This window comes from Myxococcus sp. AB025B, assembly GCF_006518215.1.
Taxonomy (GTDB): domain Bacteria; phylum Myxococcota; class Myxococcia; order Myxococcales; family Myxococcaceae; genus Myxococcus; species Myxococcus fulvus.
In genome coordinates this window covers 1-15560 of sequence record NZ_SRLW01000240.1, presented here as the reverse complement: position 1 = coordinate 15560, position 15560 = coordinate 1, and the positions used below count along the sequence as shown (strand labels likewise).

The window sequence follows — 15560 nt, the reverse complement described above, 5'->3', positions numbered from 1 at the left end:
CGGGGAGGGTGGGACGTTCGGGTTGGGGGACACGTCGGCCACGTTCTTCCTTTCGCCCAGGAAGCCCGGAGCGCTCATCTGGGGCGTGGGGCCGGCGTTCCTTCTGCCCACCGCGACGAACGAGGTGCTGGGGACCGGCAAGTGGAGCGTGGGGCCCTCGGTGGTCGCGCTCATCCAGCCGGAGTCGTGGTCCATCGGCGTGCTGGCGAACAACGTGTTCTCCGTCTTCGGCGGGGATGACCGGGCGACGGTCAACCAGCTCCTGTTGCAGTACTTCGTCAGCTACAACCTGCCGAAGGGCTGGTACCTGACGTCGGCGCCGCTGCTCACGGCGAACTGGGAGGCGCCCTCCGGTGAGCAGTGGACCGTCCCCTTCGGCCTGGGCGCGGGCAAGGTCTTCACCGTCGGCAAGCAGGCGCTCAACGGCTCCGTGTCCGCGTACTACAACGCCATCCGTCCCGACCTGCCGGGCGCGGCCGAGTGGCAGCTGCGCCTCCAGCTCTCCTTCCTCTTCCCGCTGAAGAAGAAGCCCTGAGCTCCGGGAGCACCTGCTCCCAGTCCTGGGGAATCGACCGACGTTCGGCCGCGAGGACGCGCGGCCGGCCCGTCGTCACCAGGTGGGCTTGCCCCGATTTCGTGGGGCAGGCTCAGTCACGGGCTTGCTTCAGGTGAGCAGCTTGCGCTTTGCGGCGGTGAACTCCTGCTCGGTGAGACGGACGCACTCCCGGAGCGCGGTCAGCCGCTCGAGCTCGGAGGCCAGGCTCGGCGCGGATGGCTCGGCCGTCTCGTTGTCCGCCGCGAGGAGCGCATTGCTCAGGCTGGACGCCACCATGCCGATGAGGCCAATGCCCATCAACATCAGCACCGTGGCGCAGACGCGCGCCAGGCCCGTCTGCGGGGTGATGTCACCGTACCCCACGGTGGTCGCGGTGACGATGGCCCACCAGAGCGAGTCCTGGAACGTCGACAACGCGGGGTTGGTGTCCCGCTCCAGCATCCACACGACCGTCGCCATGCCCGTGACCACCGCCGAGGCGACGAGCGTCGTGTGTCCCAGCTTGTAGCGGTTGAAGAGCGCGTCCAGCACGGCGACCGAGCGGATGCGGCGGTACGAGGACACCAGCCGCAGCAACCTCAACACGCGCGCCAAGCGTAGCAGCTGGGCGACGCGGAGCAGACTGAACGCCTCCGCGTACAAGGGCACCAGGCCGAGGAGCTCGAACCAGCGGCCGCGCAGGAAGGCGGTGCGGCCCTCCGCCCGGAGAAGGCCCCAGATGAAGTCCCCCAGGAAGATGCTGATGAAGCCCAGGTCAATGGCCGCGAGCACCTGAAAGCGCGGCTCCGGCCAGCGCAGTCCCGCCATCTCCACGTAGAGGATGGGGACGAGGCTGGCCAGCGCCAGCACGGCCATGAGGAGGTCTCTCCGGGCGAGCTTGGAGGAAGCGGCGCCCGCCTGCTCCTCCTCGGTGCTCACCTGCCTTGTTTCAACCGCCCTCGAGACGGCTTCCTCGTTTCGCATGGGGTTCCACGCTAACGCAGCGGGCGTGGGATGAAAATCCACGGCAGCCTGGACGCGCGCCCGTCTGGCGCCCTGGGCATCCACTGCGATGTGCTGGCGCCGACGCGTGGCCCAGGTGCGCCTGTCCCAGTTCCATGGACACCCGAGAGGTGAGGCAAGGAAGGGGCTTGCTCATGGAGGCCTCACTCAGCCCATCAGGGCGAACAGGTAGCAGATGAGGGTCAGCAGCAGGTTGGAGATGGCGAACGTCACCGGGTAGCCGATGGCGGGGACGATGCTCTTCGACGCCTCCTGTGCCGCCCGCATGCCGGCGCTGTTGCACCGGGCTCCCGCGATGGCGCCCATCAGCACCGCGCTGTTCATCTTGAAGATGTACTGGCCCACCATCCAGCCGATGATGGGCGGGATGAAGGCCGCGATGGAGCCGATGATGAGTGTGGGCCCCAGGAGGCCGCCCTCGATGGCGTGCGCCACGCCCGCGCCGGAGTTCAGGCCGAGGATGGCGATGAAGACATTCAGCCCCACATCCTCGAGCAGCTGACGCGCGGACTCCGGGAACGGGCCGCCGAGCGCGGGGTTGTGCGTGCGCAGGATGCTCAGGCCGATGCTGACGATGAGCAGGCCCACCGCCGAGCCCAGGCTGAACTTGATGCCGTGGAGCGGAATCGTGATCGCGCCGAGCAGCGCGCCCGCCGCGAGCCCCAGGCCCAGGGTGATGATGTCCGTGGAGAGGCTCGGCTTCACGGGCGGACCGAGCACCTCGCGCAGGTCCGCCACCCGCTTGGAGCTGCCGGTGATGCGCAACACGTCGCCCTTGTTCACCACCTGCTCACGGCTCACCGGCAGCTGGTCACCCGCGCGGAACAGGGCGTTGAGGTAGATGCCGTGGCCCATGCGCAGCGCGAGCTCTCCCAGCGTCTTTCCGACGACCTGCTTGTCGTGGACGATGAACTCCACCGTGTCGAACTTCACGTTGCGCAGCTTGGAGTCGTCCACCTCCGGGCCGATGTGCGGCCCACCCGCCAGCAGCAGCGACACGGGGCCGAGCATCGCCACCTCGTCGCCCCGGCTTAGCACCAGGTCCGGCGGCGGGTTGTAGACGCGGCCGTCGTGGTAGACGCGCTCGATGGCCACGCGAGGGTGTGCATGGTCCAGGTCCGCCACGGTGCGTCCCTCGAGCGCGGGGTTCTCCACGCGGAACACCCGCAGGTCCAACGGCATGTAGCCCCGGATGAACGAGTCCGCCGTGCCCGGCAGCGGCGCGGAGTCCTCGCCCGCCAGCTCCTTCTCCATCTTCTTGCCGTCCGCCACCGCGTCGCGGCCGAACATCTTCGGCATCACCGACATCATCACGGTGAAGAGCACCATGCTGATGCAGTAGAGGAACGCGTAGGACGTCGTCAGGTTCCCGGGCGCCTGCCGCGCGGCGTCCCCCGTCAGCGCCGCCGAGCCGCTCGCCAGCGCCGCCTGCGCCGCGCCGAAGCCCGGCGTCGCCGTGTTCGCGCCGGAGAGGATGCCCGCGAGCAGACCGGGCGCCAGGTGCGTGAAGTACCGCGAGGCGTAGACCAGCGCGGCCGACAGCAGCGGCACCAGCAGGGACAGGAGGATGAGGTGCTTGCCCTCGCGATGGATGCCGCCGAGGAACTGCGGACCCACCTTCATGCCGATGGCGAAGATGAAGAGGTTGAAGAACACCGTGCTGGTGAACTCCGGCAGGGCGTATTGGATCTGGTAGGCGTCGAAGGCCCAGAAGCTGACGATGAGGGCCAGCAGCAGCGTGGCCGCCGTGGAGCCCATGCCCACGCCCTTCACCTTCAGCTCGCCGAGCGCGTAGCCGACGGCCACGACGAGGAAGAGCAGGATGAAGGGCTGCCGCCGCATGTAGTCCAGCACCACGCCGAAGACGCCGTGGGGATGGGGTTGCACGGCGGGCGCCGGCTGCCCCTGTGCGAAGGCGATGACCGCGAGGCCCACGACGGCGGCGCCCGCGAGCAGGGCGGTATGGCGCAGCTGGCTTCTCATGCGTGCATCCCTCCAGCGTTTCCGGTCAGGGTAGGGCGCGAGGTTCCTCGCCGGACGTGCCCCTCGGGGAGAGGCGGCCGACGCGCCGGCCCGTCGTCAGAAGCGCAGCCCCAGGTTGATGGGCAGGTACTGGCCGTTCGCCCGGCGCGCGCCCGTGGCCGTCTGGTACTCGGGGCCGAAGATGTGGTGGTAGCGCGCCTCCAGATACACGCGCACCGTGCCGTAGAGCCGGTACGTGAGGCCCACGCCGCCATTCACGCCGAGGTCCGTGGAGCTGCGCGAGTCGAGGATGACGTCCACCGGGACGACCTCCGTGTAGCAGGTGAAGAAATAGGGATCACACACGGGGACGAGCCCCGTGCCGGCGAACTGGGTGAGCTCCACCTTGCGGTAGTAGAGGCCCGGTCCCGCCGTCACGTAGAGCCCGAGACGTCTGCCCGACAGCAGGCCGAGGAAGAGGTTGAGGTCGCCGTACTGCATGACGTGATCGCCGGAGACGCGCTCGTCGGGCAGGACGTCGCTCTTCAGGTTGTAGTCGCTGTACTGGTATTCGGCGCGGAGGCCGAAGTGCTCGGTGAAGTGGTAGCCGCCGCCGAGCAGGAAGCCCCAGCCCGCCTTGAAGCGGCTGTGGGATTCACCGACGGGGAAGACGAGGCCGACTCCCAGGTTGAAGGTGAAGCGCCCGGCCATCGGCGGCGAGTCCTCCACGAAGCCCGCGGCGGGGTCCTCCGCGACTTGTCTCAGCGGACCTCCTCGCGCGACCCAGGGGACGAGCAGCGAGGACAACAGCACGAGCCTGGCGATGCACCGAGGCATGCGACCTCCTCACGACATGGCTCGCTGAAGCTGGGGACGTGGTGCCCTGGGGGCCGCGCGCGGCGCGGGCTCGTGGCTCCCACTTGTGCTGGGTCGTCGTGGCGTGTTGGACAGCGTCGCCCGGCTGCCCCTCCCCCGGGGCCCGTGCCGCGGCGGGCCCGAGGACACATCGTCGAGGCGTGACGAGGCTCACGGCGACAGCAGGCTGGCGACGCGCCCGACGGTACGTGCCGGGGCTGGGGTGGATGTCCACCTACTCGCGGGCCTGGCTGCGCCCGGACCTGCTCTCCGCGCTGACGATTGGCGCGATGCTGGTGCCGCAGGGACTGGCGTACGCGCAGATTGTCGGCGTGCGCCCGGTCACCGGCCTGTACGCGGGCGTGGCGGCCATGCTGGCCTACGCGCTCTTCGGTCCCTCGCGTCACCTGATGCTGGGGCCGGAGGCGGGCGCGGCCATCATCGCCGCGAGCGCCCTGGGCGGCGTCGTGTCGGGAGACGACCCCGCGCGGTATGCGTCGCTCGCGGCGCTGCTGGCGCTGATGGTGGGGCTGTTGAGCCTGGCGGCGGGCCTGCTCAAGACGGGAGCGCTGGCGGACTTCCTCTCCAAGCCCATCCTCATCGGCTACACGAACGGGGCCGCGCTCATCATCATCGGCAGCCAACTGGCGCGGATGTTCGGCCTGGAGCGGCGGGCGGAGGACTTTCCGGGACAGGTGCTGGAGGTCGGCCGCAACCTGCACGGCATGCACCTGCCCACGGTGCTGTTGGGGGTGGGCATCATCGGGTGTCTGGTCCTGCTGAGGCAGTGGCTCCCGAGGCTGCCCGGGCCGCTCATCCTGGTGGTGCTCACCACCGTGGCGGCGAGCGTGTTCCAGCTCCACCACGCGGGGGTGAAGGTGGTGGGGCCCATCGCCGCCTCGCCGCCGTCGTTCGGGTTGCCCCGGGTGGGCTTCTCGGATGTGCGGGCCTTGCTGCCCGCGGCGCTCAGCCTGGCGCTGGTGAACTACGCGGGCTCGGTGCTCGCGGGGCGGCTGTATGCCGACAAGCACCACTACCGGCTGGACGGGAACCAGGAGCTGCTCGGGCAGGCCGCGGCGAACGTGGCGTGTGCCTTCACGCAAGGGTTCCCGGTGACGGGAAGTGACTCGCGCACGGCGGTCAACGACGCGATGGGCGGGAGGTCGCAGCTGGTGGGCGTGGTGGCCGCGGTGCTGGTCGCCGTGTTCGCGCTCTTCTTCACGCCGCTGCTCCAGAGCCTGCCGCTGGTGACGCTGGGGGCCATCGTCATCGTCGCGGCGGTGTACCTGGTGGACGTGTCCTCGCTCGTGGCCCTGTGGCGGATGCGGCGTGTGGAGGCGGTGCTGGCGGTGGTGACGACGGTGGCGGTGCTGGTGCTCGGCATCCTCCAGGGCATCCTCGTCGCCGTCGCGCTCGCGCTGGGGGACCTCATCCGACGTGCCGCGCATCCCCACGACGCGGTGCTCGGCGAGCGCGAGGGCGTGTCCGGTTGGCACGACGTGACACGGCACGAGGGCACGCGCACCGTTCCGGGGCTCCTGGTGTATCGCTTCGATGCGCCGATGTTCTTCGCCAACGCGCGGCACCTGCGCGAGCAGGTGCGCGTCCTGGTGGCCCGGGCGTCCCCTCCCGTGCGCGAGGTGGTGCTGGACGCGAGCGCCGTGTTCGACCTGGACGTCACGGCGGCGGAGGGGCTGGAGAAGCTGCGCCAGGAGCTGGAGGACGAGGGCATCGTCCTGGTCATCGCGGACGCGAACGCGCCGCTGCGAGGCATGCTGCGGCGCACGGGGATGATGGAGCGACTGGGGGAACAGAACGTCTACCTCACCGTGGAGGCCGCCGTGGCGCGGTTCCAGGCCTTGCATTGACGTGGGGCCCCGGCCGGCCGCCCGCCTGGGGAATGAAGGGGGATTCGAGGACGTTGAAGACAGAGGGGCGAGGCGCTATAGACCTCGCCGTCCGTCGTTCCCAGGGTGGGTTCGGCGGGCCCGGACGAGGTGCGCCGTACCCGGTCACGACAAGACGACGCTCATCCCTGGAGTCGTACGTCATGGCGTGGATCATTCTCGTCATCGCGGGTCTGCTCGAGGTGTGCTGGGCCATCGGCCTCAAGTACACCGAGGGCTTCACCCGCCTTGTTCCCAGCATCCTCACGGGCACGGCCATCGTGGCCAGCATGTTCCTGCTGTCCACGGCGGCCAAGACGCTGCCCATCGGCACGGCCTACGCGGTGTGGGTGGGCATCGGGGCGCTCGGCGCCGCGGTGCTGGGCGTGGTGCTCTTCCATGAGCCGCTTACCCCGATGCGCATCGTGTTCCTGTCGATGCTGCTGGTCGCCATCATCGGTCTGAAGGCGACGAGCGGCGCGGACCACTGACGGGGCTCACCAGACGTAGCGCAGGATGAGCTGTCCATAGGAGAGCGTCGGGTCGCCGGAGCTGCGCTGTGAGCCCTCGTCTCCCAAGCCCTGCCGGGGCTCTCCATTGAGCGTCACCACCGCGCCCAGACCGAGCTGGAGGTTGGCGCGGCCCGAGTAGTAGACGCCGAGCCCCAGTGAGCTGTCCTTCAAGGTCCGATCCGAGCGTCCGACCACCTCCTGGCGGCCGGTGCGGAACAGGTACTCGCCCATCACCGCCACCGGCACCGCCGTGGTGGGGTAGAGGTCCAGGGTCGCCGCGAGCGCGAAGAAGAGGCGTACCGCGTGGGTCTCCTGCTCGAAGCGGTTCCCGACGAGGCGGTCGAAGGGCCTGCGCTTCTGCCAGGCGTACTCCGCCAGCGCCGAGCCCTGGAGCGAGAACATCCGTCCCAGCGTCTGCGCCGCGTAGACGCCGCCGTTCGCCGTCGTCTCCTCGCTGGGGACGAACAGGAACTGTCCCAGGCTGCCGCCGATCAGCTCCCCCACCGTCACCTGGGGCGACTCGATGATGGCGTTGATGAGCGGCAGCAGGGTGATCTCCCGTCCCTTGTCGTAGCCGAAGTTCGCTCGGACGGAGACCTGCGTCCCGCTGTGCTCGCTGCGAAACAGCCGCACCACGCCTCCCACCTGGCCCAGCAGGTCCACCGTGGCGCCGGAGGACAACAGTCCATCCGCGTTGGTGCCCGTGATGATGGTGGCCCGGCCGAAGCCCGCGAGGCCCAGCCAGTCGGTGATGCCCAGGCTCAAGTCCAGCGTCTGCTGGACGCCGGTGAGCGTCACGTCCAGGGGCTGCAGGTCATTCACCGGCACATCGGGGATGTCATACATCGCCAGGCCCTCGCGGATGCCGACGTGCGAGGTGACGAACGCGCTCTGCTGGAGGATGGGGAACACGTAGGTGTGTCCCGCGAGCTGGCGGGTGCGCGCGCCGCAGGGCTCCTGGCAGGACTCCGCGCCCGAGGGCGCACCCGCCGCGACTCCCGCACCGAGCAACAGGCCCACGCCGAGGCTTCGAAGAAGGGTCTTCATCTCGGGGAACGTGGGGAACGTGGCCACTGCGGACCATTGCCCCGCGCGCGCGGTCAGCGTCGCGACGAAGACAGCCAACGGGTGGGCGACGCGAGGGCCGTCGTTCCACGGACATTGATGGGAGCGGAGTTCGTGCTCGGCGCTCTGCGTGCGCCCGGGGAGGGGCATCTTGCGCGCGTTTCTCGGGGAGGAGACGTGGAATGGAAGTGACGGAGACCTTGCAACGCACCGAGCCCGCGCATGCCTGGCGGCCCCATCTGACGACGGCGCACGAGCAGCTCGCGCCCAGGTTGGAGGCGTTCTATCGGGACCTGCATGAGCACCCGGAGTTGTCCATGCAGGAGCATCGGACGGCCGCGAAGGTGGCGAAGTGGTTGGAGGACATCGGCTACGAGGTGACCTCGGGCGTGGGGCGTACCGGCGTCGTCGGCATCTTGCGCAACGGGCCGGGGCCCACGGTGCTCCTGCGCGCGGACATGGATGGGCTCCCCGTGGAGGAGAAGACGGGACGGCCCGACGCGAGCCATGTCACGGTGAAGGACGCACAGGGGCACACGGTGCCGGTGATGCATGCCTGCGGGCATGACGTGCACCTGACGTGTCTGGTGGGCGTGGCGGAGCTGCTCGCGTCGTCTCGCAACCACTGGCGGGGCACGCTGATGATGGTGGCCCAGCCCGCGGAGGAGACGCTCCAGGGCGCTCGGGCGATGATGGACGACGGGCTGTATGCGCGCTTCGGCACGCCGACCGTGGCGCTCGCGCAGCACGTGGGGCCGATGCCCGTGGGACTGGTGGGGTACCACCAGGGCGCTTCGATGATGGCGTCCGCGAGCGTGCGGGTGCGCATCCACGGCAAGGGTGGGCATGCCTCGCGGCCGCAGTCCACGGTGGACCCGGTGGTCATCGCGGCCTACCTGGTGACGCGGCTGCAGACCATCGTCTCGCGCGAGCTGGACCTCACCCAGGGTGGCGCGGTGATCTCGGTGGGGAGCCTGCACGCGGGGAGTCGCGCGAACGTCATCCCGGACGAGGCGGTGCTGGAGATGTCGGTGCGCACGCCGACCGACGCGCTCCAGGGCCAGCTCATCGAGGCCATCTCCCGGATGGCCCGCGCGGAGTGCGAGGCGGGGCGCACGCCTCGGCCTCCGGACATCGAGGTGATCAGCCGCACGCGGGTGATGGTGAACGACGACTCGTACTCCCGCCGGGTGCGCGCCGCGCACGCCGCGTGGTTCGGCGAAGGCCACCTGGTCGACACGGGCATGGTGAGCGGCAGCGAGGACTTCCCGTACTTCGACGGGCGCACGTCCAACGACGCGTCGAAGGCGAAGGTCCCGCTCGTCTACTGGTACTTCGGCGGCACGTCCCACGACGCGTGGAAGCGCGCTCCAGGCAAGACGCTCTGGGAGAAGCTGCAGAGCCTGCCGTCGAACCACTCACCGTACTTCAACCCGTCACCGGACTGTCTGCGCTTCGGCTGCGAGTCGCTGCTGATGGCCGCGCTGGCGTGTCTGGATGAGGAGCCCAAGGCGGAGCAGGCGCCGGAGGCAGGCAAGCGGCTGCACTGAAAAGCGTCGGCAGCCGGCGCTGACATTTCTACAGGGATTCAAGCGGTCCGTGCGCCAACCGTCCGATTTTCTTCAAAGGGCGGATGGCACGCGGACTGCTTTGTGCAGCGAGCGTCATGAAGTCACCCAGGAACACGCACCGCCCGTACACCGTCGAGATTTCGGCGGGAGCCTGGAGCCAGGTCGCCCGGCTCTCCCAGGAGCGCTATCGCGCCATCCAGGCCCACCTGGAGCGCGTGGCCTCGCTCGGCGCGCAGACGGAGGTCTCGGCGACGTTCCAGGTGGACGAACTGCACGTCCACTACGCGGTGGATGCGCGGCGCCGGCTGGTGACGCTGGTGGACATCACCCGGGACAAGGCGGGGGTGATGAAGGCGGCGGGGCGGTCCACGGCGCCCAAGGCCCCGGGCCTCTGAGTCGGGGCGGTGTGCTACGCCCGGGGGCATGACACGGGTGGTGGACGGGGCATGAGCCAGGACGACAAGCGGGAGCCTCGGCGGCTGGCGGACCTGCTGCGTCGGGGCATGTCCCAGGCGAAGCAGCAGCCCTCGGCGGGCCTGGCCCAGCTGGAGGCGGACTGGAAGCAGCGGGAACTGGAGCAGCAGCGGGCCGCGGCGGCGGAGGAGGCGCGGCGGGAGCTCGAGCACGAACGGGCGTGGCCCTCGCACCTGGAGCTGTGTGGCGCTCCGGCCGAGGCCGTGGCGGGCCTCCGTGGGGAGCGGCCGCTCGAGACGGCGGCGCTGCGCGCGGCTCGGCACGTGCTGCACGAGCGGCTGCGCAGCCTGCTGCTGTCGGGAGGCCCGGGCACGGGGAAGACGACCGGGGCGTGCCACCTGTTCCGCGCCGCCGTGCGCGGGGGCCGTGGCCGGTCGGAGTGGGACGCGTCGGCGGGGCTCTTCATCGACTGGGCGCGCCTGTCGCGCGAGGAGGACTCCGAGGCGCAGCGGCGGTTGCTCCAGCGGGCGGCCCAGGTGCGGGTCCTGGTGCTGGACGACATCGGCGGGGAGGCGTCGGGCCCGCGGCCACGGGAGCTGTTGGAGGCGCTCGTGGAGCAACGGGACAGGCCGGACCTGGTGACGGCGTATACGACGCGTCTGTCGGTGCAGCGGCGCGAGGGCGCGCCCTCGCGCTTCGCCGAGTCCGTGGGTGCCCGCGTGGTCCAGCGCATGAGCCGCCAGGGGACGTTCCACCTGGCGGACTGTGGGAACAGGGACCTGCGTCAGGGCGTGAAGCCGTGAGCCCGGGCGAGGCGCTCAGGTGCAGCCGGGGTCGCACGACTGCTGGGAGACGGAGTCGTAGCAGAGGTTGAAGACGACGTTGGAACAGCACTCCTGCACCTCGACGTTGCAGCCGTCCTGACAGGTCCAATAGGTGAAGACGTGGCGGAAGCCGTCGATGCAGACCTCCGCCTTCTGCTCCTGTTCAGCCAACGGCGGTGGCTCCTGGGAGGGTTCTTCCACGCCACCACAGCCCAGCAGCAAGCACGTCGTCAGCGCGACTCCGAGAAGCTCTCGCATGTGACCTCCAGGGGTGAAGACTCGCGAGCGTAGCGCGGCCTTCGTGGCGCATGTCGAGGCCAGGGACTCACATGCGGCGCCTCCGGTGCAATTTTCTCCTGGGGATGCGAAAGCCAGACGTCTTCGCTCTCGCTGGGGTGTGCTGGGATTGGGGTGCCGACGGACCCTCGCGAGGATGAGAGGATTCGCTCGGCGGGGTGGGGTTGCGCTATTGGCAGGCACGCGTCCACAATTCGTCGCGTTCGCTCTGCATACCCTCGTGCTCGGATGCGACTCTCCCTCGTCCATAAAATCACCGTGGCGCCCGTGGTCGTGGCGCTGTTCTTCGCCCTGCTGTCCATGGGCTACACCATTCCGCGTCTGCGCCAGGCCTTCGAGGAGCAGGGCCACGAGATGAGCATGGCGGTGCCGACGGCGCTCGCCTCCGCGATGGCGGACCTGCTGCGCAACCGCGAGCAGCAGGAGGTCCAGCCCACGCTGGACGCCGTGGCCCGGGAGGGCGCGCTCGCCTACGTCGCGCTGGTGGATGCGCGGGGCTCGCTGGTCGCCGTGTCCGGACCCCACGCGGCCGTCCTCCGCGAGCACGTGGAGGGGCTGGCCCTCTCGAAGGCGGGGACTCCGCTCGAGGCGCAGGGCGTGGAGCTGCTCGACATGGCGGCTCCGGTCCCCGGTGGACTGGGGGCGGTGCACGTGGGGTTCAACCGCACGGATGCTCGCGGCCGCATCGAGAGTGTGCTTGGGAACATGCAGCTCATCCTGATCGCCGTGCTCCTGGTGTTGATGGGGGCGGCGTGGACGCTGAGCCGTCGCATGGTGGCTCCGCTCATCTCGCTCACGGGGGCCGTGCGCCGCATCGCCGAGCATGGGGACTTGCGCGAGCCGGTGCACGTCTCGACGCGGGACGAGGTGGGGGAGCTGGCGCTCGCGGTGGGCATCCTGGTGGGGAAGCTGAAGGACCTCCTGCACCAGCTCCACTCGTCCACGGAGCTCTTGAGTGACTCCGTGCTGGGGCTCAACGAGTCCGCCAGCGAGCAGAACCAGATGGTCTCCCGGCAGGCCGCGGCCGTGCAGGAGACGCAGGTGACGGCGCAGGAGATCCGCCAGACGGCGCTGCTCGCGTCGAACTCCGCGCAGTCCGTCATCGAGGTGGCCGAGCGCGCAGAGGCGCTGGGCAGGACGGGGGAGGAGGCGGTGGCCGCGAGCATCGATGGGCTGGTGGACCTGCGCTCCCAGGTGGAGCAGATCACCGAGCGCATCATGTCGCTGGGGGAGAGGACGCAGCAGATTGGCGGAATCACGGAGACGGTGAAGGACCTGGCGGACCAGTCGCATCTGCTCGCGGTGAACGCGGCCATCGAGGCGGCCCGCTCGGGTGAGCACGGCAAGGGATTCGCGGTGGTGGCGCGGGAGATTCGCGCGCTGGCGGACCAGTCCATCCGCGCGACCAATCAGGTGCGGAAGATCCTCAACGACATCGGCGAGGCGATTGCGGGGACGGTGCAGATCACCGCGGAGGGGACCCAGCGGATGGAGGCGGGCCTCGCGCAGGCCCGCGCGTCCGGGGACACGCTGCGTGAGCTGACGACCATCGTCCAGGACAGCACGGCGTCCGCGCGGCAGATCGCGCAGACGGTGAACCAGCAGGCCACCGGCATCGAGCAGATCTTCACCGCGGTCAACGAGCTGAACGCGCTGATGGGTGACACTGTGAAGCGCATCTCCACCACGAACGAGTCGGCCGTGTCGTTGAAGATGCTCTCCGAGCGGGTGGCGGAGGTGGTCCGGGCGTATCGGGTGTGAAGTCACGCCACCTCGAACAGCGAATTCTAAAATGGGCTTGTTCTCAGCGTGAGTCTCGGGCGAGTCGGCGGGATGCGTGTAGGCATCCGCCGAATGCCCTGTTTCCCGAAGGTTTGTCAGACGTCAATGCCAGCATTTTGCCATGGGCCTTCACATAAAGAAGGCGTGGGGTGACGAATGCGTGCTGGTCTTTGGGTGGTGAGTGTCGCCCTCCTTTTCATGGGCTGCGCTGGAGTGGACTCGTCGACACGCGGGGATATGTTCCAGCAGCGAGCGGCGACACCAGGAGAGCGGTGGGATTCTTCGAGCGAGATTCCCGAACGCGCAGTGGATGGCGACGCGGTCGACGCTCCCTCCGGTCAAAGGCTCCACCGACGCCATTTGTTCCGGGACTCCGTGTCCCTTGGTGCGGGCAGGAGACCTCAGGATTCGTTTGTTGCCCTGCTTCAGAAAGCGGGACTCGAAGATCGCGACGCGCAGCCAGTCAGGGGAAGCGCTCTCACCCCGATTCACGCAGCGAGACTCCTCGAAACGTTGTTGAAGAGGGAGGTCACGCTGGGACAGTTCCCAGCGCGGGTTGCGGTGGGCTTCTTGCTGCGGGAGATCTTGGTCACGGGCGAAGTGTCGCGGGTCGAGTTGGTGCGCCGGGTCGGGCGCTTCAAACATCTGGCGGTACTCCGACCTGACGGATGCCTTGCGTGGGTGCTCACCGGAAGGACTCAGCAACGGGTGTCGCCCGTTGAATGGAAGGGCGGAGCCTTTCGCGCGCACGGCTTCGAACTGGGCCGCTTCTACGATGGGCGAACGGGCGTCTTCCGACTCCTCAACGATGAGCTGCGGGAGGAAACCGGCATCCCCCTGGCTGACGTCCATGACGATGCCGATGTCATCAGTCGCACCCTGGACGGGGCCGAAGAGGCGTTCATCGGGCTCGCGCTGGCTGTGGGGAAGTTCTTCTCGACGTCACCAGCAGACAACTTCGCAGCCCTTCGGCAGATGCCTGCCTCCGTTGTGGCGTTGATGGAGTCCTCTCCGGAATATCTGGAACGCTTCCGATACATGCCCCGGGGCGAGCAGGTGCAGGCTGTCTCCAAACTGGTGACGAGTCTCATCGCCACGTGGGGAACAGTATCCGCCGCGACACGCACCTTGGAGGGGACAGCCCTCGCCACCGCGAGAATTCCAGCCCTCACATTGGCCGCGGACGGCACGGTGGCGCTGCGTTTGGTGGCGGCGCCTGTGGGGCGTGCGGCTGCGGTGCTGGGCGGTGGGCCTGGCGCTGCCGTCATCCTTCAACGGGTGGGGGAGAGGGGCGATTCAGGAGCTACGCCGTCCGCTGGCCCTCCCGGCATGAAGTCCTACTCGTCGTTCAAGTCTTTCAAGCGCGCGATGGGGCCCGCGGGACCGGGCAAGGAGTGGCATCACATCGTCGAGCAGACGGACGGTAATGTGGGGAGATTCGGTCCGAAAGCGATCCACAATACGGAGAACGTCATCGCGCTCGACAAGGAGCTTCACACGAGGGTGAGTGCGTTCTATTCATCGAAACGATTCGACATCACGAACACGATGCAGACGGTGAGAGAGTGGATGCGCACGCAGTCATTCGAAGCCCAGCGAGACTTCGGGCTGAGGGCTGTCGAGAACGTCCGCAAGGGGAGTTGGTGATGGACCTGGAGTCGCTCGTCGCGCAGTTCGCTGAGAATATCGCGGCGCAGACGGATTGCATCCGGAGTGGGGATGCGAAGCGCGGAAACAAGCATGCGGACAAGGCCTATGCCGCGTTCACGAAGCTGCGTTCCCTCGGCGATGCAGGCCGCGATGCCCTCGCATCATTGTTCTCGTCGCCTCGGGTCGACGTGCGAGTCACCGCCGCGGCCTTCCTGTTGAGGCACAAACCCAAGGAGGCCAGGGGGGTGCTCGAAGAGGCGGCACGAGGCGAGGGGATCTCCGCGCTCGGGGCTCAGCAGACGCTCAAGAACTGGGAGAACGGCACCTGGGCGTTGGACCCCCTGGAGTAGCCGGCCGCCGCCCATGTCGGCGCTTCAACTCGGGCGGTGACTCCCGGTGTTCTCCCGCGCCAGCATCCTCGCCGCGTGTAGCCGGGGCATGAGCCGCGACACGAGCGCGCTCACCGACGTCACCGGATGCGCCCCGGGCTCCGGCAGTCGCGCCGCGAGCAGGGCCGCGCCCAGCCGCGCCACCGAGGACAGCACGAACAGCACGTGCAGGTTCACCCAGGGCTGTCCCCCCAGGACGAAGTTCTCGGGCAGCGCCGACGCGATGGCCCCCCCGAGCGCCGCGGCGAGCGCGTACGCCAATCCACCCGCCGTCGCGAACGCGGCCAGATAGAACGGCCGCCCCTTGCGCGGCGCCACCGTGAGCGGCAGCGCGAAGCTGGCCAGGCCGTGCCCGCTCCACAGCGCCCCCGCGAGCACCACGTCGAACAGCAACGGCCACAGCGTCCCCGCGGAAGGCAGGAGCCACAGCGCCGGGATGACGCCGATGCCCAGCGAGCACGCCAGCAACACCGGCTGCGCCCCCACGCGGTCGATCATCTTCCCCCACAGGGGCGCGGTCAGGATGCGCACCCCCGCCACGGCCGCGGCGTGCAGCGCCAGGATGACGAACGTCATCTTCAGGTTCTGGATGCTGTGCAACGCGAAGAACGGCGCGGACACCCCCACCGCCGCGTTCCAGGCCACCTGGTACGTGAGCACCCGCCGCGCGAGCGGGTCCTTCAGCGGCACCAGCGCGCCCTTGAGCTCCAGCCGGGGCGTGGTCCCCGGCGGCGCCGGGTCATGCTGACTGGCCATGAGCAGCGTCGTCACCACCCCCATGACACAGGCCCCGAG

Annotated in this window: 14 protein-coding genes, 1 pseudogene and 1 riboswitch; of the genes and pseudogenes, 9 read left to right on the top strand and 6 right to left on the bottom strand. The window is 69.1% G+C overall.

Annotation, left to right across the window (positions count from 1 at the left end; all coding sequences use genetic code 11):
- Nucleotides 1-535 (top strand): annotated as a pseudogene (locus tag FL311_RS44320) (neuromedin U); the annotation flags it as partial.
- Nucleotides 536-664: 129 nt separating this feature from the next.
- Here FL311_RS44320 and FL311_RS31245 read toward each other — a convergent pair.
- From FL311_RS31245 to FL311_RS31235, 3 genes are all read right to left on the bottom strand, one after another.
- Complete coding sequence (locus FL311_RS31245; RefSeq protein ID WP_194869430.1) at nt 665-1474, bottom strand: potassium channel family protein; 810 nt, start codon at nt 1472-1474, stop codon at nt 665-667.
- Between the two features lie 231 nt (nt 1475-1705).
- Complete coding sequence (locus FL311_RS31240) at nt 1706-3541, bottom strand: aspartate:alanine exchanger family transporter (protein ID WP_141330895.1); 1836 nt, start codon at nt 3539-3541, stop codon at nt 1706-1708.
- A 96-nt stretch (nt 3542-3637) separates the two neighbouring features.
- Nucleotides 3638-4357, bottom strand: coding sequence for a porin family protein (locus FL311_RS31235; protein WP_141330893.1), 720 nt, complete (start codon nt 4355-4357; stop codon nt 3638-3640).
- 179 nt (nt 4358-4536) lie between these two features.
- Between FL311_RS31235 and FL311_RS31230 the strand changes: the two genes are divergently transcribed.
- Complete coding sequence (locus tag FL311_RS31230; RefSeq protein ID WP_255510376.1) at nt 4537-6243, top strand: SulP family inorganic anion transporter; 1707 nt, start codon at nt 4537-4539, stop codon at nt 6241-6243.
- Nucleotides 6244-6337: 94 nt separating this feature from the next.
- Nucleotides 6338-6407, top strand: a riboswitch (guanidine-III (ykkC-III) riboswitch).
- Between the two features lie 18 nt (nt 6408-6425).
- Nucleotides 6426-6752 carry a quaternary ammonium compound efflux SMR transporter SugE gene (gene sugE / locus FL311_RS31225; protein ID WP_141330891.1) on the top strand — a complete coding sequence of 109 codons (327 nt, stop codon included), beginning with the start codon at nt 6426-6428 and terminating at the stop codon, nt 6750-6752.
- Between the two features lie 6 nt (nt 6753-6758).
- Here the strand turns inward: sugE and FL311_RS31220 are convergent, their stop codons facing one another.
- Complete coding sequence (locus FL311_RS31220) at nt 6759-7820, bottom strand: hypothetical protein (RefSeq protein WP_141330889.1); 1062 nt, start codon at nt 7818-7820, stop codon at nt 6759-6761.
- Nucleotides 7821-8020: 200 nt separating this feature from the next.
- Here FL311_RS31220 and FL311_RS31215 point away from each other — a divergent pair, with 200 nt between their 5' ends.
- From FL311_RS31215 to FL311_RS31205, 3 genes are all read left to right on the top strand, one after another.
- Nucleotides 8021-9388, top strand: coding sequence for an amidohydrolase (locus FL311_RS31215; RefSeq protein ID WP_141330887.1), 1368 nt, complete (start codon nt 8021-8023; stop codon nt 9386-9388).
- A gap of 116 nt (nt 9389-9504) precedes the next feature.
- Nucleotides 9505-9804, top strand: a complete 300-nt coding sequence (locus FL311_RS31210; protein ID WP_141330885.1) for a hypothetical protein — start codon at nt 9505-9507, stop codon at nt 9802-9804.
- Nucleotides 9805-9855: 51 nt separating this feature from the next.
- Nucleotides 9856-10626 carry an ATP-binding protein gene (locus FL311_RS31205; protein ID WP_141330883.1) on the top strand — a complete coding sequence of 257 codons (771 nt, stop codon included), beginning with the start codon at nt 9856-9858 and terminating at the stop codon, nt 10624-10626.
- Between the two features lie 15 nt (nt 10627-10641).
- On the opposite strand, the gene FL311_RS31200 is transcribed toward FL311_RS31205, so the two are convergent.
- Nucleotides 10642-10905 (bottom strand): hypothetical protein, encoded by a 264-nt coding sequence (locus tag FL311_RS31200; protein WP_141330881.1) that lies wholly within the window; start codon nt 10903-10905, stop codon nt 10642-10644.
- A 267-nt stretch (nt 10906-11172) separates the two neighbouring features.
- Here FL311_RS31200 and FL311_RS31195 point away from each other — a divergent pair, with 267 nt between their 5' ends.
- From FL311_RS31195 to FL311_RS31185, 3 genes are all read left to right on the top strand, one after another.
- Entirely contained in the window at nt 11173-12705 is a 1533-nt protein-coding gene (locus tag FL311_RS31195; RefSeq protein WP_141330879.1) for a methyl-accepting chemotaxis protein, read from the top strand.
- 258 nt (nt 12706-12963) lie between these two features.
- Nucleotides 12964-14373: a hypothetical protein gene (locus FL311_RS31190; RefSeq protein WP_228557199.1), complete on the top strand. Its 1410-nt coding sequence runs from the start codon at nt 12964-12966 to the stop codon at nt 14371-14373.
- A complete protein-coding gene (locus FL311_RS31185) occupies nt 14373-14726 on the top strand; it encodes a DUF2019 domain-containing protein (protein ID WP_141330877.1) in 354 nt (117 codons plus the stop codon). The genes FL311_RS31190 and FL311_RS31185 overlap by 1 nt, the downstream gene beginning before the upstream one ends.
- Before the next feature lie 24 nt (nt 14727-14750).
- Here FL311_RS31185 and FL311_RS31180 read toward each other — a convergent pair.
- Nucleotides 14751-15560 (bottom strand): MFS transporter (locus FL311_RS31180; protein WP_141330875.1); only part of this gene is annotated, 810 nt, incomplete at its 5' end.

What these genes read in the sequence shown, in the direction of transcription:
- FL311_RS31240 (WP_141330895.1), bottom strand. Translation starts at nt 3,541, where the DNA reads ATGAGAAGCCAGCTGCGCCATACCGCCCTGCTCGCGGGCGCCGCCGTC.
- FL311_RS31235 (WP_141330893.1), bottom strand. Translation starts at nt 4,357, where the DNA reads ATGCCTCGGTGCATCGCCAGGCTCGTGCTGTTGTCCTCGCTGCTCGTC.
- sugE (WP_141330891.1), top strand. Translation starts at nt 6,426, where the DNA reads ATGGCGTGGATCATTCTCGTCATCGCGGGTCTGCTCGAGGTGTGCTGG.
- FL311_RS31220 (WP_141330889.1), bottom strand. Translation starts at nt 7,820, where the DNA reads ATGAAGACCCTTCTTCGAAGCCTCGGCGTGGGCCTGTTGCTCGGTGCG.
- FL311_RS31215 (WP_141330887.1), top strand. Translation starts at nt 8,021, where the DNA reads ATGGAAGTGACGGAGACCTTGCAACGCACCGAGCCCGCGCATGCCTGG.
- FL311_RS31210 (WP_141330885.1), top strand. Translation starts at nt 9,505, where the DNA reads ATGAAGTCACCCAGGAACACGCACCGCCCGTACACCGTCGAGATTTCG.
- FL311_RS31205 (WP_141330883.1), top strand. Translation starts at nt 9,856, where the DNA reads ATGAGCCAGGACGACAAGCGGGAGCCTCGGCGGCTGGCGGACCTGCTG.
- FL311_RS31200 (WP_141330881.1), bottom strand. Translation starts at nt 10,905, where the DNA reads ATGCGAGAGCTTCTCGGAGTCGCGCTGACGACGTGCTTGCTGCTGGGC.
- FL311_RS31195 (WP_141330879.1), top strand. Translation starts at nt 11,173, where the DNA reads ATGCGACTCTCCCTCGTCCATAAAATCACCGTGGCGCCCGTGGTCGTG.
- FL311_RS31190 (WP_228557199.1), top strand. Translation starts at nt 12,964, where the DNA reads ATGTTCCAGCAGCGAGCGGCGACACCAGGAGAGCGGTGGGATTCTTCG.
- FL311_RS31185 (WP_141330877.1), top strand. Translation starts at nt 14,373, where the DNA reads ATGGACCTGGAGTCGCTCGTCGCGCAGTTCGCTGAGAATATCGCGGCG.